This window comes from Enterobacter sp. 50588862 (assembly GCF_001462935.1).
Taxonomy (GTDB): domain Bacteria; phylum Pseudomonadota; class Gammaproteobacteria; order Enterobacterales; family Enterobacteriaceae; genus Enterobacter; species Enterobacter bugandensis.
In genome coordinates this window covers 230,221-256,535 of the sequence record NZ_LNHM01000028.1, presented here as the reverse complement: position 1 = coordinate 256,535, position 26,315 = coordinate 230,221, and the positions used below count along the sequence as shown (strand labels likewise).

The window sequence follows — 26,315 nt, the reverse complement described above, 5'->3', positions numbered from 1 at the left end:
CACCGGGCTTTTTTACATCAGGCCAGCGCCTTAGCAATCTTCTCGTACAGATCGCCAGACAGATTTTCCAGCCCTTTCAGCTGCTCAAGCGCGGCGCGCATTTTCGCCTGACGCTGCGCATCATAGCGTTTCAGGCGGATCAGCGGCTCAATCAGACGTGATGCAACCTGCGGGTTACGGCTGTTCAGCTCGGTCAGCATTTCCACCATAAACTGGTATCCGCTGCCGTCTTCGGCGTGGAACGCGGCCGGGTTACTGCTGGCAAATGCGCCAATCAGCGAGCGAACGCGGTTCGGGTTGCTCATGGTGAACGAACGGTGCTTAAGCAGGCTGCGAACTTTGCTAAGCGCATCGGCCGCCGGGCTGGTCGCCTGCAGAATAAACCACTTGTCCATCACCAGGCCATCCTGGTGCCACTTGTCGTCATATTCCTGCATCAGCGCATCGCGGCACGGCAGTTCAGCGGCAACGCTTGCCGCCAGGGCCGCGAGCGCATCAGTCATGTTATCCGCTTCGTGATACTGCTTGCTCACCAGCGCGTTCGCCAATTCGGGCTCACCAAACGCAAGATAGCGCAGGCAGGTATTGCGCAGGGTACGCTTGCCGATATCCGCATGCTCCACGCGATACGCGTCAAGCTTGTTAGCGTTGTAGAGCGCCAGGAATTCATCCGCCAGTTCGGTCGCCAGCGTGCGGGTCAGCGCTTCGCGCACCGCCACGATGGCAATCGGGTCGATAATGTCGAACAGCTCCGCAATTTCAGTCGCGGACGGCAGCGTCAGAATTTCAGCCGCCAGCGCCGGGTCAATCTTCTCGTCCAGCAGGATGGCGCGGAACGCGTCTGCCACATGCACCGGCAGCGTCAGCGGCTGGCCCTGCTGGTAGCGGTTCACGTTAAGCTTGATGTAGGTTGCCAGCAGGCTCTGCGCCGCGTCCCAGCGGGAGAAATCGTTGCGGGCGTGACGCATCAGGAACGTCAGCTGCTGGTCGCTCCACTTGTACTCCAGCTTCACCGGCGCGGAGAACTCGCACAGCAGCGCAGGCACCGGCTGGAAGTAGACGTTATCGAAGATAAAGGTCTGCTCTGCCTGGGTCACGTTCAGCACGTGGTGCACCGGGTGGCCGCCCTTCTGCAGCGGGATGACGTTGCCTTCGTTGTCGTACAGCTCAATGCTGAACGGAATGTGCAGCGGATATTTTTCTTCCTGCTCGGCGGTTGGCGGCGTGCGCTGGCTGATGGTCAGAGTGTACTGCTCGGTTTCCGGGTTGTAGTCGTCCTTAACGGTGACAATCGGGGTCCCGGCCTGGCTGTACCAGCGGCGGAAGTGAGAAAGATCAACGTTGGACGCGTCTTCCATCGCCTGCACGAAGTCGTCGCAGGTAGCCGCGCTGCCGTCGTGACGTTCGAAGTAAAGCTGCATCCCTTTCTGGAAATTCTCTTCACCCAGCAGGGTGTGGATCATGCGGATAATTTCAGCGCCCTTCTCATACACCGTCAGGGTGTAAAAGTTATTCATCTCAATGACTTTATCCGGACGGATCGGGTGCGCCATTGGGCTGGCATCTTCCGCAAACTGCAGGCCGCGCATGGTGCGCACGTTGTTGATGCGGTTGACCGCCCGCGAGCCCAGATCGGAGCTGAACTCCTGATCGCGGAAGACGGTCAGCCCCTCTTTCAGGCTCAGCTGGAACCAGTCGCGGCAGGTGACGCGGTTACCGGTCCAGTTATGGAAATACTCGTGGCCGATAACGCGTTCGATATCGAGGTAGTCTTTATCGGTGGCGGTATCGGTACGCGCCAGCACGTACTTGGAGTTAAAGATGTTAAGGCCTTTATTCTCCATCGCGCCCATGTTGAAGAAGTCGACAGCGACGATCATATAGATGTCGAGATCGTATTCGAGGCCGAAACGCTCTTCGTCCCATTTCATGGAGTTAATGAGTGAAGTCATCGCCCACGGCGCGCGATCAAGGTTGCCGCGGTCAACGAACAGCTCCAGCGCCACTTCGCGGCCAGAGCGGGTTTTGAAGGTATCGCGCAGCACGTCGAAATCACCCGCCACCAGCGCAAACAGGTAGCACGGTTTCGGGAACGGATCCTGCCACTGCACCCAGTGACGGCCATTTTCCAGCTCGCCCTCACCCACGCGGTTACCGTTGGAGAGCAGGAACGGATAGAGGGTTTTATCGGCAATGATTTTGGTGGTAAAGCGCGCCAGCACGTCCGGGCGGTCCAGGTACCAGGTAATGTGGCGGAAACCTTCGGCTTCACACTGGGTACACAGGGCCACGCCTGACTGGTAGAGCCCTTCCAGCGCCGTGTTGGCGGCAGGGCTGATTTCATTCACGATGCGCAGCGTAAAGCGTTCCGGCAGGTTGTCGATGACCAGCTGGTTGCCTTCTTCTTTATAATCTGACCAGGCTTCATCGTTAATGTGCAGGGAGACCAGCGTCAGGTCTTCGCCATCCAGACGCAGCGGTACGGCAGTCGCGCTGTGGCGCGTCACCTGGCTTACCGCCGTCACAACGGTTTTTGTGGCATCCAGGTCAAAAGTCAGGTCGATATCGCTAATCAGGTATTCCGGCGCACGGTAGTCGTGGCGGTATTTGGCTTGTGGCTGTTGTGTCATAGAAAACCTTATGCATCGTTTGTCGAGTAACGTTTCAATATATTCCTGTTGCGTAAAACGCGCTATGCAGAATGTTCATCTTTTCAGGCTTAAACACCTTTTTCGCTACATTTGTATAACACGGGGCACGAAATGCTCTCGACCATAAAGTGTGCTTATGTTGTGATCGGGGTTCAATAAATCACTAAACAAGGTATACTCCGGAGTTGTTTATTGTACTAAACGCTCCCGTGAGAGGATGCTACAGCGCACCTATGACTCAATTCGCTTCTCCGGTTCTGCATACGTTGCTGGATACCGACGCGTATAAACTGCATATGCAGCAAGCCGTTTTCCACCATTACTATGACGTTCACGTCGCGGCGGAATTCCGCTGCCGTGGTGACGACTTGCTCGGTATCTACGCAGACTCCATTCGTGAACAGGTCGATGCGATGCAGCATCTGGCGCTCACCGATGACGAATATCAGTGGCTTTCTGGCCTGCCTTTCTTTAAAGCGGACTATCTGAACTGGCTGCGCGACTTCCGCTATAAGCCTGAACAGGTCACCGTGACCAACGAGAACGGCAAGCTGGATATTCGTCTTGAAGGTCCGTGGCGGGAAGTGATCATGTGGGAAGTGCCGCTTCTGGCCGTCATCAGCGAGCTGGCTCACCGCTACCGTTCGCCTGAAACGGGCGTCGAACAGGCGGTCGCCTCGCTGGAGAACAAACTTGAGGCATTCTCAACGCTGACCGAAGGGCTGGATATGTCCCGCTTCCGCCTGATGGATTTCGGCACCCGTCGCCGCTTCTCTCGCGAGGTTCAGCAAGCTATCGTTGAACGTTTGCAGCAGGAGCCGTGGTTCGTGGGTACCAGCAACTACGATTTGGCGCGTCGCCTCAACCTGACGCCAATGGGCACCCAGGCGCACGAGTGGTTCCAGGCGCATCAGCAAATTAGCCCGGACCTGGCTAACAGCCAGCGTGCGGCGCTGGCTGCGTGGCTTGAAGAGTACCCGAATCAACTCGGGATCGCCCTGACCGACTGTATTACGATGGATGCCTTCCTGCGCGACTTTGGTCCCGAGTTCGCTGAGCGTTACCAGGGGTTACGCCACGACTCAGGGGATCCGGTTGAATGGGGCGAAAAGGCGATTGCTCATTACCAAAAACTCGGCATTGACCCGATGAGCAAGGTGCTGGTCTTCTCCGATAATCTCGACCTGGCAAAAGCCGTCGAACTGTATCGTCATTTCAATGCCAGAATTAACCTGGGCTTCGGGATCGGTACCCGGTTGACCTGCGACATTCCTCAGGTAAAACCTCTGAATATTGTGATAAAGCTGGTGGAATGTAACGGCAAGCCGGTGGCTAAGCTCTCTGACAGCCCGGGTAAAACCATCTGCCATGACAAAGCGTTTGTTCGCGCATTGCGCAAAGCGTTCGATCTCCCCCAGATCAAAAAAGCCAGTTAAGCGCTTACGGGAGCCTTCAGGGCTCCCTTCCCTTATTTATTTCTCAATTCTTCTCTTTTGACTGCGAAATTTACTTGTCTGATAGCGGTTGGCAGGTAACATAGATATCCCCCCGTCTTGGGGTGGACAAGTGTTTATTTTTTCCGACTATTAACAGAGAGAATATTATGAGCGTTGTGCCTGTAGCCGACGTACTCCAGGGCCGTGTCGCCGTTGACCAGGAGGTCACCGTGCGCGGATGGGTGCGTACTCGCCGAGATTCTAAAGCTGGCATCTCCTTCCTTGCCGTCTATGACGGTTCCTGCTTTGATCCTGTACAGGCCGTCATTAATAATTCTCTGCCCAATTACAATGATGACGTTCTGCGCCTGACAACGGGTTGTTCCGTTATCGTCACCGGTGTGGTTGTGGCATCCCCGGGCCAGGGCCAGAGTTTCGAGATCCAGGCTTCTGCCATTGAAGTGACTGGCTGGGTTGAAGATCCGGACACCTACCCGATGGCGGCAAAACGTCACAGCATTGAATACCTGCGTGAAGTCGCACACCTGCGTCCGCGTACCAACCTGATTGGTGCGGTGGCTCGCGTGCGCCATACGCTGGCCCAGGCGCTGCATCGCTTCTTCGATGAGCAGGGTTATTTCTGGGTGTCTACCCCGCTGATCACCGCGTCCGATACGGAAGGCGCAGGCGAAATGTTCCGCGTCTCGACGCTGGACATGGAAAACCTGCCGCGCACGCCGGAAGGTAAAGTCGACTACGACAAAGACTTCTTTGGTAAAGAAGCCTTCCTGACGGTATCCGGCCAGCTCAACGGCGAAACCTACGCCTGTGCGCTGTCTAAGATCTATACCTTCGGCCCAACCTTCCGCGCCGAAAACTCCAACACCAGCCGCCACCTGGCGGAATTCTGGATGCTGGAGCCGGAAGTGGCGTTTGCCGATCTGAATGACGTTGCAGGTCTCGCAGAAGCGATGCTGAAGTACGTCTTCAAAGCGGTGCTGGAAGAGCGTCCTGACGACATGAAGTTCTTCGCCGAACGCGTAGACAGCGATGCTGTAGCACGTCTGGAGCGTTTCGTCTCTGCCGACTTTGCGCAGGTGGACTACACCGATGCGGTGGCGATCCTCGAGAAATGCGGTGAGAAGTTCGAGAACCCGGTTTACTGGGGCGTCGATCTGGCGTCTGAGCACGAACGCTATCTCGCCGAGAAACATTTCAAAGCGCCGGTTGTCGTTAAAAACTACCCGAAAGACATTAAGGCCTTCTATATGCGCCTTAACGAAGACGGGAAAACCGTGGCAGCGATGGACGTACTGGCGCCGGGCATCGGTGAAATCATTGGTGGTTCTCAGCGTGAAGAGCGTCTGGACGTGCTTGACACGCGCATGGCAGAGATGGGGCTCAACCCTGCGGACTATAGCTGGTATCGCGATCTGCGCCGTTATGGCACCGTTCCGCACGCTGGGTTCGGTCTGGGCTTCGAGCGTCTGATCGCCTACGTTACTGGCGTTCAGAACGTGCGTGACGTAATTCCGTTCCCGCGTACACCACGCAACGCCAGCTTCTAAGCAACGCAACAGACAATGGCCAGCATTTGCTGGCCATTATTTTATTCTGCCCTGTCAGTTTTTGTCAGCGTAAAGTCAGCGTTTTTAAACCACTACCCCGTCACAACCGCTACCTGTTACGTTTTGTTTCCGCGAAATATCCAGCCACAAAAAATTAACCTCATTCTTATTGCGATTACTACATCCTGAAGTAATAGCACAAATTTCAACCAATTTTTCAGCCATCCAGAAGTCTTTATTGGGTCATAAGAAAAAACGAGTCGTTTAACATTCGTTTATAGGAATTGCCTTTATCCAAATTAAACATAAGGAATTCATATATATAGAAAACAAACCGATGCTTAATTCGCCAGGGGGTTCTGAAATTTGAGATGGTTCACAAAGTTCCCAAAAATACACATTTAGTTACACATATTTTCTTTCTGTAACTCAATCTTGAGAATTGTAGCACTTTCAGGCTAGCGAAACGCTTCGGTGAATGGAAAGATGCCTGTCAGATACATAAAGACACCAAACTCTCATCAATAGTTCCGGAAATATTTATTGACAGAATTTATTGACGGCAGTGGCGAGTGTCATAAAAAAACCAATGAGGGTAATAAATAATGATGAAGCGCAATATTCTGGCAGTGGTAATCCCTGCCCTGCTGGTAGCCGGTGCAGCTAACGCTGCAGAAATCTATAACAAGAACGGCAACAAACTGGACTTCTACGGTAAAGTTAACGCCGAGCACGATTTCGTGACCTCCGGCGATGACACTAACAATAACGACGCTACCTACGCGCAGATCGGTTTCAAAGGCGAAACTCAGATCAACGACCAGCTGACCGGTTACGGCCAGTGGGAATACCGCTTCATGGCTAACCAGGCTGAGAACACCGCTCAGTCTAACAAAAACCGTCTGGCCTTTGCTGGTCTGAAAGCGGGCGACGCTGGCAGCATCGACTACGGTCGTAACTACGGTATCGTATACGACGTTGAGTCATACACCGATATGGCGCCGTCCTTCTCCGGTATGACCTGGGGCGGTAACTACGTTGATAACTTTATGACCAGCCGCAGCACCGGCCTGCTGACCTACCGTAACAGCGATTTCTTCGGTCTGGTTGACGGTCTGAGCCTGGGCGTACAGTATCAGGGTAAAAATGACCGTGCTGACGTTAAAACCTCTAACGGTGACGGCGTAGGTTACTCCCTGGGTTACGACTTCGGCGAAGGCTTCGGTGCAATCGCATCTTACAGCAACGCTAACCGTACTCTGAACCAGAAAGCTGATGGCCAGGGTGATAAAGCTGAAGCATGGGGCGTGGGTCTGAAATACGACGCTAACAACCTCTACCTGGCAACTACCTATGCAGAAACCCGTAACACCACCCGTACCGGTTCTAGCGGTGATGCAGGTTTTGCTAACAAAACTCAGAACTTCGAAGTGGTTGCTCAGTACCAGTTCGACTTCGGCCTGCGTCCAGCAATCTCCTACGTGCAGACCAAAGGTAAAGACCTGGCTGCCGTCGGCGGCTTCAGCGGTGGCGATGCAGACCTGGCTAAATTCATCCAGGTTGGTACCACTTACTACTTCAACAAAAACTTCAACGTGTGGGCTGACTACTACATCAACCTGCTGGATAAAGACACCGACTACGCGAAAGCTGTTGGCGGTCTGAACGGCAACGACGATATGGCTGCTGTGGGTGTAACCTACCAGTTCTAATCAGAACACCACTTTGTTATATGCATAATGAACAGGGCTTCGGCCCTGTTTTTTTATGCCTGACAGAAAATAATGGCGACTTTTGAAAAGCCGCACGCTTTTCGTCGCAAACGGTTGGCATTTTGTAAATCTACCGTTAACCTGATAGCGGATTTCACTTCTGTAATCACAATGGAACTTCGTCATGTTTGAGAACATTACCGCCGCTCCTGCCGACCCTATTCTGGGCCTGGCCGATCTGTTTCGTGCCGACGACCGCCCTGGCAAAATCAACCTGGGTATTGGTGTATATAAAGATGAAACCGGCAAAACTCCGGTACTGACCAGCGTTAAGAAAGCTGAGCAGTATCTGCTGGAAAATGAAACCACCAAAAACTACCTCGGTATTGATGGTATCCCTGAATTTGGTCGCTGCACCCAGGAGCTGCTGTTCGGTAAAGGCAGCGCAATTGTGAGTGACAAACGTGCGCGCACGGCGCAGACCCCTGGCGGTACCGGCGCGCTGCGCGTGGCGGCGGATTTCCTTGCGAAAAACACCTCTGTGAAGCGCGTCTGGGTGAGCAACCCAAGCTGGCCGAACCACAAGAGCGTCTTTAACTCTGCCGGCCTGGAAGTGCGTGAATATGCTTACTACGACGCGGCCAATCACTCTCTGGACTTTGACGGCCTGCTGGCAAGCCTGAGCGAAGCGCAGGCGGGTGACGTGGTGCTGTTCCACGGCTGCTGCCACAACCCAACCGGTATCGATCCAACGCTTGAGCAGTGGGAACACCTGGCAAAGCTCTCCGTTGAGAAAGGCTGGCTGCCGCTGTTTGACTTTGCTTACCAGGGCTTCGCCCGCGGTCTGGAAGAAGATGCTGAAGGCCTGCGCGCGTTCGCAGCCGTGCATCAGGAGCTGATCGTTGCAAGCTCCTACTCCAAGAACTTTGGTCTGTACAATGAGCGTGTAGGCGCCTGTACGCTGGTTGCGGCTAACGATGAGACTGTCGATCGCGCGTTTAGCCAGATGAAATCCGTTATCCGCGCAAACTACTCTAACCCGCCGGCACACGGTGCGTCTGTTGTTGCGACCATTCTGAGCAACGATGCGCTGCGCGCGATTTGGGAACAAGAGCTGAACGATATGCGTCAGCGTATCCAGCGCATGCGCCTGCTGTTTGTGAACACCCTGGCGGAGAAAGGCGCTGAACGCGACTTCAGCTTCATCATCAAACAGAACGGTATGTTCTCGTTCAGCGGCCTGACCAAAGAGCAGGTTCTGCGTCTGCGTGAAGAGTTTGGCGTATACGCCGTAGCCTCTGGCCGCGTAAACGTTGCAGGCATGACCCCTGACAACATGGCACCACTGTGCGAAGCGATTGTCGCCGTCCTGTAATTTGCGCCCACAAAAAAGCCTGCGTTAAGCAGGCTTTTTTTATGCTGGTTACCAGACAGGCATTTCATCCTGAAGGAACGGGTTATGGAGCCGTTCATAGCCCAGCGTCGACATCGGACCGTGTCCAGGGATAAACGTTACGTCATCACCCAGCGGCAATAACTTCTGTTTAATCGACTGAATCAGCTGCCCGTGATCGCCGCGCGGAAAATCGCTGCGTCCTACGCCACCTTTGAAAATCACATCGCCGGAAATCAGCAGACGGGACTGGTCGTCAAAGAAGACGATATGGCCTGGCGTGTGCCCAGGACAATGCAACACCTGTAAAGTCACATTCCCTACGTTAACGCGCTCTCCTTCGTTCAGCCAGCGATCGGGCGTCAATGGCAGACACTCATCAAGGCCAAACATGCGGCTTTGGGCGGGTAACCCCTGCAGCCAGAACTCATCTTCTTTTTCCGGGCCAATAATCGGCACACCGTAGTGTTTAGCCAGTTCAGCCGCTGCGCCTACGTGGTCGAGGTGACCATGCGTCAGTAAAATCTGCATCAGCGTCACGCCGCTGTCGGCAACGTCCTGCTTGATTTTCTCAGCGTCACCGCCGGGATCGACAAGCGCGGCCAGTTTGGTTTGCTCGCACCAGATTAATGAACAGTTCTGGGAGAACGCGGTAACCGGAATAATACGATAGTTCATACTGCTCCTGTGTTTCGTTATTACCAGTGCCGAACCGGCCCGGTATCAATATGCACAAAGTTGCTACGTGGGTAATATCCTACACCACCAGCGCGCATAGATAACGCGGCTTTGCGAATATTGGCTAACGAAACGCCTTCAATGTGGAAATCCATTGCCTGTCCCTTCGTGTGGTAGCTTTTTTTCGCTACCCCACGGCTATGGGCGCGCAGTTCATTGTTGGTATCAATTGAGCGATAACCAGAAATAAGCTGCACCGGCTTGCTGGTGCCCAGCAGGCCCTGAAGGCGGAAAAGCTGATCAAACAGTCCTGGGTCGATGGCTTTTACTTTATTCGCGCGGAAATCACGGAAAAAATGGTTGAGTCTTGCTAATTCATCCTGAATATAGCCTCTGCCATCGAAAAACTCCGCTTTTAGCGACTCACCGGTGTGAAGATTGCTGAGCGTTAAAACGCGCGGACGAGGTGTAGAGAGGGTGGCAAATGCTGGCGTCGGTAAGATGGCCGCTGCGCCAAGCGCAACACCACCTAACGCCAGCAGCTTGCGGCGATTAGCGTCAAATTTGTCCATGATAATCAGGTCTACAGGTCAATGAAATCGTAATATGCTTAGCGCACGAAGGGCACCTTAACTGGCAAAACAGGGTACGTCAAGGCGCCCAACCCCAGTGAATACGCGGCTTACAGCGATATTGGCCCCGATTCACCATAACTTACGACAATCATTTTTCCCGAACTACTTCATTTACCTGATTAATTGTTCCGCTTTTGGCAAAATTTGTGCGCCGGATCGCGCGGTGAGATCATAATTGTAAATATCTGTACGGTACTGCGTGCGACCGTCTTCACCCACAAACGCTGTCAGATAATAAAGATTAACCGGAATGTTGTGGCGAATATTCACGTAGCGCGTATCACCCTGCTTCAGGGCGTCAGAAATACGCGTATCGTTCCAGCCCGCATCCTGCAGCAGCATGTTGGCCAACTCCGAGGCTTTATTCACCCGCACGCAGCCTGAACTCAGTGCCCGGGTATCTTTCTGGAACAGATTGTGGTTCGGCGTATCGTGCAGATAGATAGCATCTGAACTTGGCATGTTGAATTTGTAGCGCCCCAGCGAGTTATGGGCTCCGGGAGCCTGCTGGAAGCGGAACGGCAGGTTCGAGGCCGTGATCGTCGACCAGTCGACCATGTAAGGATCGATCGCCTCTTTACTGTTCCAGCCACGCATGACCGTATAGCCGTGACGTTCCAGATAACCCGGATCGTTCCAGACCTTAGGCAGAATGTCCTTACGCGCCAGCGTCGGCGGCACGTTCCACGGCGGGTTAACCACCACGTTATTTAACGCGCTGCTCATCATCGGCGTTTTGCGATCCGGACGCCCGACAATCACGCGCGAGGCCAGCTTCTCGCTACCGTCCTGATAATAAACCAGTGAATAGGCCGGGATATTGACCATAATGCCGGTAGACAGCGTGCCCGGCAGCAAACGCAAACGCTGAATATTAAGCGCCAGCACCCCGGCCCGCTGCGCAGGCGATACGTTAAGCCAGTCACGCGTTGAGGGTCCAATGACGCCATCGGCTCCCAGCCCCTGAGCGGCCTGGAACTGTTTAACCGCGGCGACCAGCTCGCGATCGTAAGCCTCGGGCTTATTGCTCAGGGTAGTGGCCTTGTTCTCTTTTATGGGCGCTGACGGGCTGACCACCGCGCTTTGCGGATCGTCGCCCGGCAGGGCAATCTTCGGCCCGCCATCAAGAATACCGGAGCGTTTAAGGATCTCGCGCAGGGCTGGCACATCGCTGCTCCACTGACCCGGACGCAGCGTTGCGGTCCCCCGCATTTGCGGCCATGGACGCGAGTCCCCCACCAGCGCGAGGAGCGACTGGTGCATCGTGGCATACTGTGGATGCGCCGGCGCGAGGCTGGTAATGAAGTGCGGCAGGTCGCCGTTATCCAGCGCTAATTGCCACTGGTTAATCACCGACAGGGCTGGCGTCGCCAGCTTATAGGGCCTATCGCTGTACAGCCAGCGGTTGCCATTGACCGGAATACCCGCCACAAACTGCAGGTAACCCATCATGGCATCGGAAAGGACCACGTCCCGCGCCTGACCGGTGACGGCAGGATCGGTTAGCAGCTCAACCCACTTCGTAAACTGCGGCTGGAATCCCGCAATCGCCACTTCCGCCAGCTGTTGCTGGAAGGCGCGCACGGCTTCACGATTTTCCCACATGGGTTTCATATCGCGGGCAGCATATAGCAGCGTGAGCTGATTGATATAGGCAGGCGTGTAGCCTGAAGGCAGGCCTGTCTGGAGCTGCTGGCTGAGCGATTCAACGTCGATGCCTTCCGGCAGCGGCTTAATCCCGGCCATGATGGCCGTTGCCGTAGACTGTTCCAGCGGCTGAGACAATGACGTCGGCTGCGCGCCTGTCGTTGCGGTGCTGTCAGTCGGCACAATTTCAGGCTCGTCGGCCTGGGCGGTTAACAGTGGAGCAAACATCACTGCCAGACATAAACTCAGCGCTGACAGTTGACGACCACATTCTTTCTTTAGCAACATCCCTTGCCCCCTGTTTTCACGACATGCCCATCACGGTGGGGCTTTCTTTTATTATAGGTAGACGACAACTCTGTTGCCTTACCTTATGTAAAGAAGTTTAAAGATAACGCAGCCCTGAACACAAGTTAAGAGAATAAAAAAAGCGGCGCTTCTGCGCCGCTCTTTGTAACAAAACGCCTCAGGAAGCGTCTGCCGTGGTTTCCGGCAATGATTCCGGCGGCTGCGGCGCAAAGCCACGCAGCCCGACAACATGCACGTGTTCGCTGTTCTGGAACACTTTACGCACCAGCTTATAGGTGGTGCCTTTTTCAGGGCTGATGTTTTCCGGTGCCGCAATGATGAGCTGCATATCGAGACGTTCGCAAAGCTCAAACAGCGTGGCAATCGAGCGGGCATCAAGACGCGCCGCTTCATCGAGGAACAGCAGTCGGCATGGGGAGATGTCTTTCCCGCGCAGGCGGCGCGCTTCATCTTCCCAGCTCTGTACCACCATCACCAGAATCGACATCCCGGTACCAATGGCTTCACCGGTCGACAGCGCTCCGGATTCCGCACGCAGCCAGCCGTCTGAACCACGGTTTACCTCAACTTCCATTTCCAGGTAGTTACGATAGTCCAGCAGCTCTTCACCGATGGTTTGCGGAGTACGCTGGCCCATATCAATCTGCGGATTCAGGCGCTGATACAGCTTCGCCAGCGCTTCGGAGAAGGTCAGACGGTTGCTGTTGAACAGATCCTGATGCTGCTCGTGCTGCTCAGAGAGCACTTCCAGCAGCGTCGCGTGGGCTTCCCGCACGTTGACGTTAAGACGCACGCTGTTGACCTGACCAAACGAGACGCTCTGCAGCCCCTGGTTCAGCTGGCGGATACGGTTCTGCTCGCGCTGAATGGTTTTGCGAATGATATTCGCCACGCTGCGGGAGCTGATCGCCAGCTTCTGCTCGCGGGAGGTCAGCTCTTCCGTCAGGCGGCCCAGCTCGATTTCCATCTGTTCGATGGCTTCGACCGGATCGTCGGTACGAATGATGTCCTGACGAATACGTTCGCGCAGGTGCTGGTAAACCGCCACGAAGAACTGGATTTTACGTTCCGGACGTTTTGGATCTTCCGACATACGCAGCACATCGCGCAGGTGTTCGTTATCCGCCACCGCCAGACGCAGCGCACCCAGCGCCTTATCCGACATCGAACGCAGCTCATCGGCAGAAAGGTATGCCAGCTCGCGACGGTGCAGGCGACGTTCAACGTTGTTGTCTTTCACCATCCGCATCACGGCGCACCAGCCCGCTTTCGCCGTCACGACCTGCTCGCGCATCTCATGATAGTCGCGCTCCAGCTTGCGCAGGCGGCGGGTCAGGTTATCCATTTCCGCTTCGCAGAAGGTCAGCGCTTTTTCCAGCTGATTACGACGCGCGCGGTTATTGCTGAGCTGGCTATGCAGCTCATCACGACGAATGCGCGCGCGCTCTTCCGCCCCGCTGTCGGCACGAACGCCAATGTCCTGCAGCTCTTTCTGCAGGTCGTTTAACAGCTCTTTCTTGGTGTCGAAGGAGCTTTTCAGCGAAGCCAGCACCTGGTTGTACTGGTTCAGCTGAGCGGAGTGGCTGCGCATCGCTTCGCGAGCGCGGGTACGTTCCGCTTCCGCCTGCTCAAGGCGCTGGCGCAGTTTTTCATTCAGGTCGCTGTTACCGCTCAGCATTTCAGCCGAATCGGAGTAGCCGAAGTGCGCACGACGCTGCACCACTTCCGTCAGGGCAAACGCCTGCTGACGCGCTTCACGCTGCACCTGCTGCGACCAGGCGTAATCTTCTTTTAACTGCTCGAACTGTTCCGGGTCGCTCTGCAGTACAGACACGACGGGCTCCAGCTTCGCCAGCTGGTTGCCGTGCTGCTGCACGAAGCGCGCGGCTTCCTGGGCTTCATCCAGACGTTCCTGGATCTCATCCACGCGGTCGGCCAGCGTGTCATCCGCCAGCAGGTTCAGGCGCGGCAGAATGCGGTTAAGGGCAGCGACGCCCTCTTTCGCCTGTTCGAACTGGACGCGGCTCTGCTGGTTGTCACTTTCATGACTGGCAATCGCGCGCTCCAGCTCGCCACGGCGGGTGTTGAGCTTGCGGATTTCCGCTTCCGGGTCGGCTTCAAACGCCACGCCCAGATGGCTGCCGATAAAGCGGCTGAACGCCTGGTGCAGACGCTGGGTTTTCTGTACGTCAAACGACAGAGTGGCAAAGCGTTCAGACAGCGTTTCACGCTCGGCGTGGAGACTCTCGATGCGGCTTTCGCGCGCGGCGCGGCCAAACAGCGGCAGCTCCGGGAAGCGGGAGTAACGCCACTGGCGATCGGCGATTTTCACCACCACCGCTTTTTCCAGCTCGTCAACGCTGAAAACGCTGTCATCGAACGACTGCGGATCCCCTTCGATCAGGTAGAGATCTTCCGGGCAATCTTCCAGCCCTGCGAGCTGCTCAGAAATCAGCGACAGATCCGGCACCACAATTGCGTTGCGGGATGGACCGTACAGCGCGGAGAAGTACGGCGCATCGTCCAGGCCAACGTCATCGTAAATCTCAGACAGCAGTACGCCGCCAAAACGCTCGGCTAACGTGTTCAGACGCGGATCTTCTGACCCGCCCGGCTGGCTTAAGCGCTCGATTTCTTCATCGACGTCACGCTTGCGGGCACCCACTTCGTCACGTTCAACAATGGCTTCGCGCTCGCGCTCTAGCAGCTGTTGCAGGTATTCGGTCACTTCCTGGCTGGACTCGAACTGCTCGCCGCACTGTTCGCTGAGCTGGTTCAGGCTGCTTTGCGCTGCCAGCCAGACCGGCGCACGTTGCAGGAGCGCCTTCGAACGGGACTGAAGCTGCTCCAGCTCCTGACGCAGCGTCATACGCTGTTCGCTGGCATTTGATACGGTATCGGACAGGGCCGCAATACGCGCTTCCAGTTCCTGATGCAGCACCTCGAGCTCGTCGAAATCGTAATGTTTACCCTGACGCTTGCAGAACTCGGCCAGCAGACGTTCGGCTTCCTGCTGCTCGCGCAGGCGCTGTTCCAGCTCGTTCAGGCGCATACGCAGCGGCTGCACCTGCTCGGCCAGATGGCGCTGGTTGACGCCGTCGCGCAGCAGTTCACGGGCAACGTCCCAGGCTTCGCTACGCGCCAGCGGGCCGTTAATGGCAACTACCAGCTGATAAGCCTGTTCAAACTGGCTGTGCGCCGTTTGCGCGACGCTCATTTTCTGTTCAAGCGAGAGCAGTTTCTCGGTGGCTTCCTGCTCTTTGGCCTGGAAGGTGTCCAGCCACTCGTCGGCACTTTCCGGCGTCAGATCCGGCAGATGACACAGCTCTTTCGCACGCTGTAGCGCCTGCAGCGCCTGGTTGTATTGAATCGCACGCGTCTGCTGCACGTCCAGCGCCTGCTGGTAGTCCGCAAGCTGGCTTTTCAGCTCGTCCACTTCCAGCTCGGCGGCTTCGGCGCGGGCTTCATTCTCTTCCTGCATCTCGGCGGCTTCGGCCACTACTTCATTTTGCTCTTCGAGACGAATTTGCAGCTCATCGAGGTCCGCTTCGTAGCGTTCGATCTTTTCCTGCTGACGCAGCGCGGTCTGCACCAGGTTCAGGTGATCGCTGGCGGCCTGATAGTCGGCTTCCAGGTCGCCCTCGGCACCGTTGTGCTCACCCAGCTCGCGCGCCATTTCGACGTGCTTGTACTGCTCGGCCACCAGCTGTTTACGGGAGGTAAACAGCTCGCGGCGATATTCTAATGCCTGATCGAGATGGACGCGGCGCTCGTTGGCGTGGCGCATGTAGTCCGCCGCAACGTAGTTGGTCGCTTCACTGATCAGGTGTTTAAACAGGTCGCGGTCAGACTGGGTAACGCGAATCGCTTCCAGCGTCATGCGGTTTTCACGCAGTGCCGCCTCCATGTCCTGGAAGGCCTTACGCACGCCGCTGTTTTCCGGCAGCAGATAGTCACGCAGGGAACGGGTAATGGCGCTGGAGATACCGCCGTACAGGGACGCTTCGATCAGACGGTAGTATTTACTACGGTCTGAAGCGGTGCGCAGACGGCGCGCCACCACGCCCAGATCGAACATCAGTGAGTGATAGTCAGTAATCGAGTTGAACTGCTTAAACTGCACCCCTTCGATGGCTTCAAGCTTGTCCTTCAGCTCCTGCAGCGTCAGGACGCGCGCCTGGCGTTCATTCAGCGTTTCCGTCAGCAGCGCGGTCGGCTGTACGGAGGTTGGCAGCCCCTGAATGGCGAACGGTTTGATATCCACTTTACGGTCGCGGCCGGCAACCTGTTGCAGACGTACGCCCACCACCACGCGCTGGTGACGGGAGTTGATGACGTCCAGCACGGAATAACAGACGCCCGCTTTCAGCTTACCGTGCAGGCCTTTATCGCGGGAGCCGCTTGTCGCGCCCGCTTCGGTGGTGTTACGGAAGTGAAGCAGCGTCAGGTCGGGGATTAGCGCCGTTACAAACGCCGCCATGGTGGTGGATTTACCCGCCCCGTTACCACCTGAGAGCGTCGTGACCAGCTCATCCAGATCGAAGGTTCGGGCAAAGAAGCCGTTCCAGTTAATCAGCGTCAGTGAGCGAAATTTACCGCGTTCAATCATTACTCTTCCTCCCCGCTATCCGGCAGATTCTCTTCATGCTCATCATTGAGCTGCAAATGGTTTTCCACCGGCATCGCTTCACCGTCGCGGATCATGCGAAGCTGCGCTTCACGCGCATCATCGCCCGCACGCACGTCGGCGCCGAAGCGGAAGACCGATTCCGTGATGCGGAATTTGCTGCTGTCGTGGCCCATAAACCAGACCATCCCCAGACGGCGCAGACGGTTCAGGGAAGAGCGAACCTTTTCCTGTAATTTTTGACGGTCAAGATCCGACCCTGTCGAACGGTTATTCACCAGCTTAAGCAGCTTGCTCTCATCCGCCAGCGTCAGCAGTTCATCGTACAGCTCCTGCTGGGTGAAGATGCCTTCATTTGCCAGGCGTTCCGGGCTGAGGTAGAGATAGCAAAGAATTTTGCCAACCATCATGTCCAGCTCGGAGAGCACGGAGCGCGGGATCAGGGTCGTGGAACGCGGGCGCAGATAGAAAAAGCCTTCCGGCGCGCGGATAAGCTCCACGTTATAGCGGGCGTAAAACTCTTCCAGGTACTCCTGGAAGTCCATCAAAAAGGCGTGATTATCCAGCTCGTCCAGGCCAATGTGACGACCGGCACGCAGCTGGCTGTCCAGCGCCGGAAATAACGGATTCGCCAGCGCCTGTGCCAGCTTAACTGGCATCACTTGTTCAATATTTGTCAATGACATGCGCCTGTACCTTGGCTCCGTAATCGTTAATTGGCTGCCACTTCGGCGGCAGTCCGGTGAAGTCTGCTTGCGCGATACCCAGGCGCACCGCCTGGTCTACCACAATGCGGGCAACGTCGAAGTGGCGCGCGCGCGGATATTGCGCCAGATAGTCGCGCACCACGAGCCCAAGATCCAGCGGCGCTTGTCTGGTTTTGTAGACGGCGAGCTGTTCTTCGATCATCGCCGCAAGTTGCTCACGAATTTCGTTGAATTCTTCGTACTCCAGATCCGGCGGCAGTTCACCGGTGACCTCTTCATCGCGCAGCGCCATCTCTTCGTCGCGCATATCCAACAGACGATCGGCATTGGCATAGGTCAGCGCCCACGGTGCATCAAAGTAGGTCTGTACCGACTGACGAAGACGCTGAGCAAAGACGCGGTTTTTATCCATATCAATCGCGGTACGGATAAATTTATGCACGTGGCGGTCATAGCCGATCCACAGATCGATCGACTGCTGGCCCCAGCTGATAATGCGGTCAAGTTTGCTCTGCAGATCAAACACCAGACGGTCGATAAAATGCAGATCGTCGTGCGCCAGGGTCGCATCCTGGATGCGCAGCAGGTTGGCCTGCAGCTTGTCCCCTGCGGCCTCCAGCGTATCCTGCAGCTCACGCAGCGTACCGGAGGTTTCTGACAATAAAAGTTCACAGCTGGAAATGGCCGCACGCCAGTCTTTGTTCAGCAGCTGCGCGATATCATCTTTCACCTGCTGCTGCTGCTCGTCCATCAGACGCTGAGTGAGATCGATACTGTCGAAAATCTCGGCCACCGAGTATTTCAGCGGCGCGTAAACGTTGCGGTGCCAGTGGAATTCGTCACCGTTTTCATCGGCCGCGTCAGCGGCACGTTTAAGCTCACCCGCCACGATCGAGAGCTGCATGGAGAGACGCAGCGTGGAAAATTCGCGCTGGCGAATGTAGTAGTCGGTGATGCCGATGCCCAGCGGCGTCAGGCGATAGATGGCGTTTCCTTCCGCCTGCTCGCTGGTAAAGCGGTTCAGCAGACGTTGACGCACCATATCGTTGATTGCGTTATTGGCACGCACGCTAATGGTTTCGCTGGTTTGCTCAAACGCATCACTGACGTGGCGGAACGCATCCACCAATTCACCCTCGCTCATTTCACCATCCAGCCGTTCGCCGTTCAGCGTGGCAACCGCCAGCAGGAAAGAGAGTCTGTCTACCGGCAGCGAGATGGAGAAATCGTTTTTCCTGGCCCAGGCAACCAGTTCGGGGACTGTCTGGGAAAATTCACTCATAGGTTATCCTTGCATCTGCGGCTTGTGCGCGGTGACGTGAATATAGCGGCCAAGGCTGACGAACGGCTCCTGGCGGCAATACCGCGTTTCTAATTCTGTTAAGGTGTCAAAACAGTCACGCTGTTTGTGTTTTTCACGCAGATAATCATGAAACACCCTGACGCCCGTCTTCCCGACGATCTGCCAGCCAATCTCTTCCAGCCAGCCGTAAACCTGCTGCGGATCGCGCGGATAGTCCGGGGAAAGCGTGCGTTTTTTCTTTTTCGGCATCCCGACCTGAACATAGTCGAAGTTCCCTGCCACCATGTTGTGCATCAGGAAGCCGTTAGCATTGTAGAACATCAGCGACAGCGTACCGCCCGGACGTAACATTGACCACAGGGTTTGTAACACGCTTTGCGGATCGGCAACCCACTCCAGCACCGCATGAAACAATATCAGATCAACCTGGGTTTCCAAATGCTGCGCGATGTCCTGAGCGGCGCATTGTATAAAATGCATGTTGTCGCTCACACCTTTCTCTTCTGCCGCACGCGTCGCGCGGGCGACCATTTCAGCAGAAAGATCGCAAAGCGTGACGTGATGACCGCGTTCAGCCATTTTTATCGCCGTCTGCCCTTCACCACCACCGGCGTCCAGCACGCGCAACGTTTGACCACCGAACGTCGCCAGAATAGTGTCCAGATCCTGCCAGAGGATCGTCTGACGGAGCTGCCCTTTCGTGGTGCCATAAATGTTGCGCGAAAACTTTTCCGCGATGTCATCAAAATTGCGATCCCGCATTGGGAGAGTTCCACTCGCTAACTGCAAAACCGCTATTTTGTCACACCCGCGCGGAGAATGAACCTCTCTGGTGTAATATCACCGGTAATCATCTGCTGTATGGTCAAAAAAGGAACCAAAAAGGATGCTTTTTACCCTTAAGAAATACGTTGGAGGGATGATGCTTCCCCTTCCGCTGCTGCTTATCATCATCGCGCTGGGGCTGGCGCTGGTGTGGTTTAGTCGCTTTCAGAAGAGTGGCAAAACGCTTATTACGTTCGGCTGGCTGGTCCTGCTGCTGCTGAGCCTGCAGCCAGTGGCGGATGGACTGCTGCGCCCCATCGAAAACAGGTACCCTACGTGGCAGGGAAACCAGAAAGTTGATTACATCGTTGTGCTGGGCGGCGGGTATACCTGGGACCCTGACTGGGCCCCCAGTTCGAACCTGATCAACAACAGCCTGCCACGGCTAAACGAAGGTATTCGCCTGTGGCTGGCGAATCCGGGATCAAAAATGATCTTCACCGGCGCAGCGGCCAAAACCAACCCGGTGAGTACGGCTGAAGCGGGGGCCAGAATCGCGGAATCGCTCGGCGTACCGCGTTCCTCTATCATCACGCTGGACAGCCCAAAGGATACCGAGGAAGAGGCTGCCGCGGTGAAGCAGGCGATTGGCGATGTTCCGTTCTTACTGGTGACCTCCGCCTCGCACCTGCCAAGAGCGATGATTTTCTTCGAGAAGCAAGGTTTGCACCCGCTTCCCGCACCGGCAAACCAGATGGCCATCAGCGCGCCGCTCAACCCATGGGAACGGGTGATCCCCTCTCCGATGTGGTTGATGCATAGCGATCGCGTTGGCTACGAGACGCTCGGACGCCTCTGGCAGTGGCTGAAAGGCTCGTCAGGCGAGCCAGGGCAAGAGTGATTTAGCCGCCAGATCGAAGTTGGCGCGATTGAAACGTCCGGTGTTGACCAGTTGCGCCACTTCGTCCCAGAGCAGATAAAGCCAGCGACGCCAGAGAAACGCCTCTGCAACGGGCGCGCGTTGAAGGTAGTGCCACAGTAAACCTTCCGCCGCCCCGCTGTCGCTGAGCCTGAACAGCTCATATTCCCGCGGTGCCCAGAGCATGATCCCCGGCCCTAGCATCGCCAGGAGCTGATCGCTGCGGGAGTCTTTGAGCATACTGCGCAGAGTAAAATTGCCGTGGATCAGCACGCAGTTGTCGTTAAAGCCGTCGAACAGCGCCGGTAAGCACTCGCGGGTGCGAAACAGAATACGTTTGTCCTGCATGGTCAAGCCGGTATTGTTGAACTGGTTAAGCGTCCCCCACAGCACTTCCACCCGCTGGCGATACCACAGCGGCCACAGGTTTTCCTGGGTGCTGTCAACCGGACCAACAAGCCCTCGGCTATCCTGTCGGTGCCAGGCCAGCAGCGCCTCAACAATCTGATCTTTCAGCTGTTCCCAGCGTTCCGGCGTACGCGCGGGCGCTTCTACCGGCACACCGCGTAAACGCTCAATCAGCAGTACGTCCGGGCCGGGATGTTCCTCGTGGGTCATCACGCCGTACACGGTCGGCATACGGACGGTTCCCTCCCGTGCCAGCATCGACATTTTCCAGGCAAGCTGCCTGGCGACGCCCGGCGACGAGAAGCTTCGTGCCATCAGCGGCATCGGGTTGCCCTGGCCGTCATACAACGACCAGAGCGCGGTATCGACCTTTTCACTCACGCATTCGACCCGGCTTAACTTCTCACCCAGCAGATGGCTAAGTTCGGCACGCAGCTGTTCCATATGAGATTACCCCCATTAAGACTACTGCTTTTATAATGAGCGCACAGCGTGAAGATGTCACCCGGAAGAGATCAATTAGGGTAAAGAAAGGGGAATTTGCGGGGAGAGGACATCCCTCCGAAAGGAGGGATGCAGGCGGGATTAGCGCAACTCGGCGCGGACGCGCTCAAGATCTTCCGGCGTATCAACGCCCGTTCCCGGTACTTCGCGGGCAACGGCAACGTGGATTTTTTCGCCATACCAGAGCACGCGAAGCTGCTCCAGCATTTCGATATGCTCCAGCGGGCTCGGTGCCCAGGCTACATAGCGGCGAATAAAGCCGGCGCGATAGCCGTAGATCCCAATATGACGCAGGAAAGAATCACCGATGGTCTCTTTAGAGAGCGCAAAGCGATCGCGATCCCACGGAATCGTAGCGCGGGAGAAATAGAGCGCATAGCCTTCGGCATCCATCACCACCTTCACCGCATTCGGATTGAATGCCTCTTCAGCGTGGTGAATAGGCACCGCGAGCGTCGCCATACCGACCTGACGCTGCGCCAGGTTTTCCGCCACCTGACGGATAATAACGGCCGGGATCATCGGCTCGTCGCCCTGCACGTTTACGATGACCGTATCGTCACTGAAACCACATTTCTCAACCACTTCAGCCAGACGCTCGGTGCCGGACTGGTGATCGGCGCGGGTCATGCACACCTCACCGCCTGCGGCCTCAACCGCACGGGCGACATCAGGATGATCGGTTGCAACGATAATGCGGTCGGCACCGGACTCACGCGCCCGCTCAAGGACATGCACAATCATCGGCTTGCCGTTGATATCTACCAGCGGTTTACCCGGCAGACGCGTTGAGGCATAACGTGCAGGAATAATGACAACAAAACTCATGGTTTGCTCTCTTCTGCCACCAGGGAACGGGCTTCATTTTCCAGCAGTACCGGAATGCCGTCACGCAGCGGGAAGGCCAGACTGTCCAGCTTGCAGATCAGCTCCTGTTTGTCCTGGCTGTAGTAAAGTTTGCCGTTGCATACCGGGCAGGCAATAATTTCAAGTAAACGGTGATCCATAGTTCCTCCGTATGGGTAATCGCTAAAGCTTAACACATTCCCTTTTCAGGGCGTGCCTGTTTCCCAGCCACTTCGACAGGATGTGAATAACCCGTCAGGTACCCGGCCAAGCGTTACGTCGCGAGCCTCCTGCCAGCGCGCGAACTCGCTAATGGCGGACGTTAACCCTTTTTCCAGGCTCGCCGTGACCCTGATGCCCTCTTGCAGATAAAGGGCAATGACTTCAAGCGTGCCGGTCTTGCGGTGCATTTTGGCATCCATGCGTCCGACCAGTTGTCCCTTGTGCAGCAGCGGTAAAACAAAGTAGCCGTATTGCCGCTTTGGCGCCGGGGTATAGCATTCCAGCCGGTAGCTGAAGTCAAACAGCTGCTCGGCGCGTTTTCTGTCCCAGACAACCGGGTCGAACGGCGACAATACCGCGCTGTGGGTCGCCCGGAGTTTCCCCTCCAGAGCCTCGGGCAGCAGAGGGACAAGTTCCGCATGCAGCCACATTTCTCCCAGCGTTTCCACCATAACGGGAATAACTCGCTGTTCACGCTGCCACATCCCCAGCAGAGGCTTCAGCGCAGGCTGACGGAGACGGTAATAGTCTGCCAGCCATTGCGGACGGAAAATGCCCAGGCTGCGGGCGCTGTTCTCCAGCATGATGGCCTCGGCCGCCTCCTGAGTAAGCAGATCCCGCTCGTCGTCCCAGTGAGGCATTACGCGATGCGTCAGATCATAAACGCGCTGAAAATTACGCCGTTCAATGACCATGACTTTGCCTGACGTGAACAACCCTTCAAGATGACGCTTGTGCGGCTTCCACTCCCACCATCCGCCTGCACCTTTGCGCGGATGTTCAAAATCGGCGGATCGAACGGGGCCGTTTTCCTGAATATGGCTGATAAGCTGCTCTATTTCGGCCTCATGTTCCTCCATCCACGCCTGCCGGTATTTCCATCCCATCTTTTCCGGAGCAAGCATACGGTGACGTACCAGGGCGAAATCACTACGGGGCAGGAAGCAGGCTTCGTGAGCCCAGTACTCCATCAGCTCCCCTTTGGAGAGCGCCTCATCCAGCCACTGCGGAGGATAACTCCCCAGGCGGCTAAACAGCACCAGGTAAGGGCTACGGGCGACAATGTTAATGGTGTCGATTTGGAGCAGCGACATGCGCTGGACGGTAGAGAGGATATCGGCAGGCTGCGCGCGGCGACGGGGCTTTTTGAGCAGCCCCTGCGCGGCAAGGTGTAAATGACGTGCGGCTGAAAGCGAGAGTTGCGGTAAAGACATGCGTTTTCCTGTCAGTCAAAGCGCCACCAGAACCGCGTAAGCCTCTACTGCACCAACGCAATCAGTTCCTTAAGCAATTGTTCCGGCTGTTCGCCGCTGAGTTCAGCGTCAACGGGCAGATACCACCAGTTTTCTTTCGCAAAGGCACGGCATTTCACCGCATCTTTTTCGGTCATAATGAGCGTCTGGCCAGGCGCGGTAAACGCCTCAACCTGCTCTGCCACCATCGCCTGATGGTCAGCCAGCGGAACGCGTTTTTCCAGCCGGGCGCCACACTGTTCCAGCGTCGCGAAGAAGCGCGGCGGATGACCAATACCCGCCATTGCCACCAGCGAAGGCAGTTCTGCAACCGCCCGGCGTTCACCCGTCACCAGGTTGACCGCCATTCCCGGTAACAGACGCATAGGAATTTCACCCGCCTCGGCTTCACCGCCGTTAACAATCACCGCATCAACGGACTTCAGACGCGAAGCCCGTTCACGCATGGGGCCAGCGGGCAGCCACCAGCCGTTGCCGAAACGACGAACGCCGTCGATAACTACAATCTCTTTATCACGCGCCAGAGCGTAATGCTGCAGGCCGTCGTCAGTGATGATGATTTGTGCCGCGTGTTCAGCAAGCAGGGCCTGCACGGCGTCGCTGCGCACCGGGGAGACCGCAACCGGCGCACCGGTACGCTGGAAAATCAATACTGGCTCATCACCTGCTTCTGCGGTCGTGGTTTCCGCCGACAGCAGCAATGGGTAGCGCGCCGCTTTACCACCATACCCACGCGATACCACGCCGGGGCGGATGCCGCGTTTTTGCAACTGCTCCACCAGCCAGATCACCACTGGCGTTTTGCCGTTGCCGCCCGCCGTGAGGTTACCCACCACGACTACCGGAACCGGCGCGCGCCAGGCACGCTTGATCCCCAGACGGTAAAACAGGCGAATAATGCCGCTCACCAGGCCGTACAGCCAGGAGAGCGGCAAAAGCAGCAGCCACAGCGGGGATTCACCGGACCAGATGCGTGCAATCATTCGCCGAACTGCATCTTATGAAGCTGGGCGTAAACGCCACGATGTTCCAGCAGATCGGCATGGCTTCCGCGTTCAACAATGATGCCGTCCTCAACCACGACGATCTCATCTGCCTGCTCAATAGTGGACAGACGGTGCGCAATCACCAGCGACGTACGGTTCTTTTGCAGTTCATCCAGCGCCGACTGAATCGCGCGTTCAGATTCCGTATCCAGTGCAGATGTTGCTTCGTCCAGGATCAGTATCGGGCTATCGCGCAGCAGCGCGCGCGCAATGGCAATACGCTGGCGCTGACCGCCGGAGAGCAGTACCCCGTTTTCACCGATGATCGTATCCAGACCGTTATCCATCTTGTTGATAAAGTCCATTGCATACGCCATACGCGCGGCGTTCTCAATCTGCTCGCGGCTGTACTCGTCAGTGCGCGCATAAGCAATGTTGTTGGCAACCGTATCGTTGAAGAGATGCACGTTCTGAGAAACCAGCGCAACCTGGTTACGCAGCGACTGCAGGGTGTACTCCCGCAGGTCGTGACCATCCAGCAGGATCTCACCTTCGTTAATATCGTAGAAACGAGTGATGAGGCTCGCAATGGTGGATTTACCGGAGCCGGAGCGGCCTACCAGCGCAACGGTTTTACCTGCCGGAATCGTCAGGTTGATATTGCGCAGAGCCGGCGTTTCGCGGCCTGGATAGGTGAAGGTCACGTTGCGGAACTCCACGTCGCCACGCGCGCGCTCTACCTCGCGTGTACCTTCGTCTTTTTCCTGTTCAGAATCCAGAATGCTGAACAGCGTCTGGCAGGCGGCCATCCCGCGCTGGAACTGGGCGTTCACGTTGGTCAGGGATTTCAGCGGGCGCATCAGGGCAATCATCGAGGAGAAGACTACGGTGATAGTACCCGCCGTCAGCGTCTCCATTACGCTCGGGAAGCTTGCCGCATAAAGAACGAACGCCAACGCCAGTGAGGCAATCAGCTGAATGATCGGGTCAGAGATGGAAGAGGCCGAGACCATCTTCATCCCCTGCAGACGCATTTTGTTGCTGACTTTGTCAAAGCGTTTGGTTTCAACTTCCTGACCGCCGAAGATCAACACTTCTTTGTGCCCTTTCAGCATCTGTTCTGCGCTGGTCGTCACCTGCCCCATGGTGTTCTGCATATTCTTACTGATATTGCGGAAGCGCTTTGAGACGACGCGGATAGCAATGGACACGACCGGTGCCAGCACGATAAGGATCAGCGACAGCTGCCAGCTGTAATAGAACATCATTGCAAACAGACCGATGATCGACGCTCCTTCGCGCACGACGGTAATCAGCGCGCTTGAAGAGGAGGAGGCAACCTGCTCTGAATCGTAGGTAATACGAGACAGCAGCGTCCCGGTGGATTGCTTGTCAAAGAATGAGACCGGCATGCCCATCATGTGGCTGAACAGACGACGGCGCATGGTCATAACCACTTTCCCGGAAACCCAGGAGATACAGTAGCTGGAGATATAGCTGGTGATACCACGTAAGATCATCAGCCCGATAACCACCAGAGGCATCCATAGCAACACTGAGCGATCCGTTTTACCAAAACCGTCGTCCAGTAACGGTTTGAGGAGCGATAACATAAAAGTATCGCTGGCTGCGTTGAGGATTAACGCTACACCCGCCACGATCAGGCCTGCTTTAAAGGGAGCAATCATCGGCCAGAGTCGGCGGAAGGTTTGCCACGTGGAGAGATCTTTGTCGTTATGCATTCAA

19 protein-coding genes are annotated in these 26,315 nt (G+C 56.1%); 5 read left to right on the top strand and 14 right to left on the bottom strand.

From position 1 onward, the window contains the following. Positions 1-17: 17 nt before the first annotated feature. Positions 18-2,630, bottom strand: coding sequence for an aminopeptidase N (gene pepN / locus APT89_RS14020; protein ID WP_041910613.1), 2,613 nt, complete (start codon positions 2,628-2,630; stop codon positions 18-20). A 254-nt stretch (positions 2,631-2,884) separates the two neighbouring features. Here pepN and pncB point away from each other — a divergent pair, with 254 nt between their 5' ends. From pncB to aspC, 4 genes are all read left to right on the top strand, one after another. Then, positions 2,885-4,087 (top strand): nicotinate phosphoribosyltransferase, encoded by a 1,203-nt coding sequence (gene pncB / locus APT89_RS14015; protein ID WP_045630030.1) that lies wholly within the window; start codon positions 2,885-2,887, stop codon positions 4,085-4,087. 167 nt (positions 4,088-4,254) lie between these two features. Further along, positions 4,255-5,655: an asparagine--tRNA ligase gene (gene asnS / locus APT89_RS14010; protein WP_047362727.1), complete on the top strand. Its 1,401-nt coding sequence runs from the start codon at positions 4,255-4,257 to the stop codon at positions 5,653-5,655. 605 nt (positions 5,656-6,260) lie between these two features. After that, on the top strand, positions 6,261-7,367 hold the full coding sequence (locus APT89_RS14005) for a porin (RefSeq protein ID WP_041910616.1): 1,107 nt from the start codon (positions 6,261-6,263) through the stop codon (positions 7,365-7,367). Between the two features lie 184 nt (positions 7,368-7,551). Beyond that, entirely contained in the window at positions 7,552-8,742 is a 1,191-nt protein-coding gene (aspC, locus tag APT89_RS14000) for an aspartate transaminase (protein WP_045630029.1), read from the top strand. Positions 8,743-8,790: 48 nt separating this feature from the next. On the opposite strand, the gene APT89_RS13995 is transcribed toward aspC, so the two are convergent. The 7 genes from APT89_RS13995 to cmoM form a co-directional block, all read right to left on the bottom strand. Next, the gene (locus tag APT89_RS13995) at positions 8,791-9,438 is read right to left on the bottom strand and encodes an MBL fold metallo-hydrolase (protein ID WP_028012581.1); all 648 of its coding nucleotides are present in this window, start codon (positions 9,436-9,438) and stop codon (positions 8,791-8,793) included. A 20-nt stretch (positions 9,439-9,458) separates the two neighbouring features. Continuing rightward, positions 9,459-10,010, bottom strand: a complete 552-nt coding sequence (locus tag APT89_RS13990) for a YcbK family protein (protein WP_028012580.1) — start codon at positions 10,008-10,010, stop codon at positions 9,459-9,461. Between the two features lie 174 nt (positions 10,011-10,184). Beyond that, positions 10,185-12,008, bottom strand: a complete 1,824-nt coding sequence (gene ldtD / locus APT89_RS13985; RefSeq protein ID WP_041910619.1) for a L,D-transpeptidase — start codon at positions 12,006-12,008, stop codon at positions 10,185-10,187. A gap of 178 nt (positions 12,009-12,186) precedes the next feature. After that, on the bottom strand, positions 12,187-16,638 hold the full coding sequence (gene mukB, locus APT89_RS13980) for a chromosome partition protein MukB (protein ID WP_041910620.1): 4,452 nt from the start codon (positions 16,636-16,638) through the stop codon (positions 12,187-12,189). Further along, positions 16,638-17,342, bottom strand: a complete 705-nt coding sequence (gene mukE / locus APT89_RS13975) for a chromosome partition protein MukE (RefSeq protein ID WP_008499954.1) — start codon at positions 17,340-17,342, stop codon at positions 16,638-16,640. Before mukE ends, mukB begins: the two co-directional genes overlap by 1 nt. Continuing rightward, complete coding sequence (gene mukF / locus APT89_RS13970; RefSeq protein WP_041910621.1) at positions 17,323-18,645, bottom strand: chromosome partition protein MukF; 1,323 nt, start codon at positions 18,643-18,645, stop codon at positions 17,323-17,325. The genes mukE and mukF overlap by 20 nt, the downstream gene beginning before the upstream one ends. Positions 18,646-18,648: 3 nt before the next feature. Further along, positions 18,649-19,428 carry a tRNA uridine 5-oxyacetic acid(34) methyltransferase CmoM gene (cmoM, locus tag APT89_RS13965; RefSeq protein WP_028012576.1) on the bottom strand — a complete coding sequence of 260 codons (780 nt, stop codon included), beginning with the start codon at positions 19,426-19,428 and terminating at the stop codon, positions 18,649-18,651. A 124-nt stretch (positions 19,429-19,552) separates the two neighbouring features. Here cmoM and elyC point away from each other — a divergent pair, with 124 nt between their 5' ends. Next, complete coding sequence (gene elyC / locus APT89_RS13960; protein ID WP_028012575.1) at positions 19,553-20,332, top strand: envelope biogenesis factor ElyC; 780 nt, start codon at positions 19,553-19,555, stop codon at positions 20,330-20,332. Here elyC and APT89_RS13955 read toward each other — a convergent pair. The 6 genes from APT89_RS13955 to msbA form a co-directional block, all read right to left on the bottom strand. Continuing rightward, positions 20,309-21,202, bottom strand: a complete 894-nt coding sequence (locus APT89_RS13955) for a YcbJ family phosphotransferase (protein ID WP_028012574.1) — start codon at positions 21,200-21,202, stop codon at positions 20,309-20,311. The two genes, elyC and APT89_RS13955, sit on opposite strands and share 24 nt — an antisense overlap. Before the next feature lie 141 nt (positions 21,203-21,343). Next, positions 21,344-22,090 carry a 3-deoxy-manno-octulosonate cytidylyltransferase gene (gene kdsB / locus APT89_RS13950; protein ID WP_028012573.1) on the bottom strand — a complete coding sequence of 249 codons (747 nt, stop codon included), beginning with the start codon at positions 22,088-22,090 and terminating at the stop codon, positions 21,344-21,346. After that, positions 22,087-22,269: a protein YcaR gene (ycaR, locus tag APT89_RS13945; protein ID WP_006174474.1), complete on the bottom strand. Its 183-nt coding sequence runs from the start codon at positions 22,267-22,269 to the stop codon at positions 22,087-22,089. Before ycaR ends, kdsB begins: the two co-directional genes overlap by 4 nt. Positions 22,270-22,314: 45 nt before the next feature. Continuing rightward, complete coding sequence (locus tag APT89_RS13940; protein WP_060572719.1) at positions 22,315-23,544, bottom strand: winged helix-turn-helix domain-containing protein; 1,230 nt, start codon at positions 23,542-23,544, stop codon at positions 22,315-22,317. A 44-nt stretch (positions 23,545-23,588) separates the two neighbouring features. Further along, positions 23,589-24,566 (bottom strand): tetraacyldisaccharide 4'-kinase, encoded by a 978-nt coding sequence (gene lpxK, locus APT89_RS13935; RefSeq protein WP_041910623.1) that lies wholly within the window; start codon positions 24,564-24,566, stop codon positions 23,589-23,591. Beyond that, the gene (gene msbA, locus APT89_RS13930) at positions 24,563-26,311 is read right to left on the bottom strand and encodes a lipid A ABC transporter ATP-binding protein/permease MsbA (protein WP_028012570.1); all 1,749 of its coding nucleotides are present in this window, start codon (positions 26,309-26,311) and stop codon (positions 24,563-24,565) included. The genes lpxK and msbA overlap by 4 nt, the downstream gene beginning before the upstream one ends. Between the last annotated feature and the right edge of the window lie 4 nt (positions 26,312-26,315).

Coding starts and splice junctions, on each gene's coding strand:
- pepN (WP_041910613.1), bottom strand. CDS start 2,630: ATGACACAACAGCCACAAGCCAAATACCGCCACGACTACCGTGCGCCG.
- pncB (WP_045630030.1), top strand. CDS start 2,885: ATGACTCAATTCGCTTCTCCGGTTCTGCATACGTTGCTGGATACCGAC.
- asnS (WP_047362727.1), top strand. CDS start 4,255: ATGAGCGTTGTGCCTGTAGCCGACGTACTCCAGGGCCGTGTCGCCGTT.
- APT89_RS14005 (WP_041910616.1), top strand. CDS start 6,261: ATGATGAAGCGCAATATTCTGGCAGTGGTAATCCCTGCCCTGCTGGTA.
- aspC (WP_045630029.1), top strand. CDS start 7,552: ATGTTTGAGAACATTACCGCCGCTCCTGCCGACCCTATTCTGGGCCTG.
- APT89_RS13995 (WP_028012581.1), bottom strand. CDS start 9,438: ATGAACTATCGTATTATTCCGGTTACCGCGTTCTCCCAGAACTGTTCA.
- APT89_RS13990 (WP_028012580.1), bottom strand. CDS start 10,010: ATGGACAAATTTGACGCTAATCGCCGCAAGCTGCTGGCGTTAGGTGGT.
- ldtD (WP_041910619.1), bottom strand. CDS start 12,008: ATGTTGCTAAAGAAAGAATGTGGTCGTCAACTGTCAGCGCTGAGTTTA.
- mukB (WP_041910620.1), bottom strand. CDS start 16,638: ATGATTGAACGCGGTAAATTTCGCTCACTGACGCTGATTAACTGGAAC.
- mukE (WP_008499954.1), bottom strand. CDS start 17,342: ATGTCATTGACAAATATTGAACAAGTGATGCCAGTTAAGCTGGCACAG.
- mukF (WP_041910621.1), bottom strand. CDS start 18,645: ATGAGTGAATTTTCCCAGACAGTCCCCGAACTGGTTGCCTGGGCCAGG.
- cmoM (WP_028012576.1), bottom strand. CDS start 19,428: ATGCGGGATCGCAATTTTGATGACATCGCGGAAAAGTTTTCGCGCAAC.
- elyC (WP_028012575.1), top strand. CDS start 19,553: ATGCTTTTTACCCTTAAGAAATACGTTGGAGGGATGATGCTTCCCCTT.
- APT89_RS13955 (WP_028012574.1), bottom strand. CDS start 21,202: ATGGAACAGCTGCGTGCCGAACTTAGCCATCTGCTGGGTGAGAAGTTA.
- kdsB (WP_028012573.1), bottom strand. CDS start 22,090: ATGAGTTTTGTTGTCATTATTCCTGCACGTTATGCCTCAACGCGTCTG.
- ycaR (WP_006174474.1), bottom strand. CDS start 22,269: ATGGATCACCGTTTACTTGAAATTATTGCCTGCCCGGTATGCAACGGC.
- APT89_RS13940 (WP_060572719.1), bottom strand. CDS start 23,544: ATGTCTTTACCGCAACTCTCGCTTTCAGCCGCACGTCATTTACACCTT.
- lpxK (WP_041910623.1), bottom strand. CDS start 24,566: ATGATTGCACGCATCTGGTCCGGTGAATCCCCGCTGTGGCTGCTGCTT.
- msbA (WP_028012570.1), bottom strand. CDS start 26,311: ATGCATAACGACAAAGATCTCTCCACGTGGCAAACCTTCCGCCGACTC.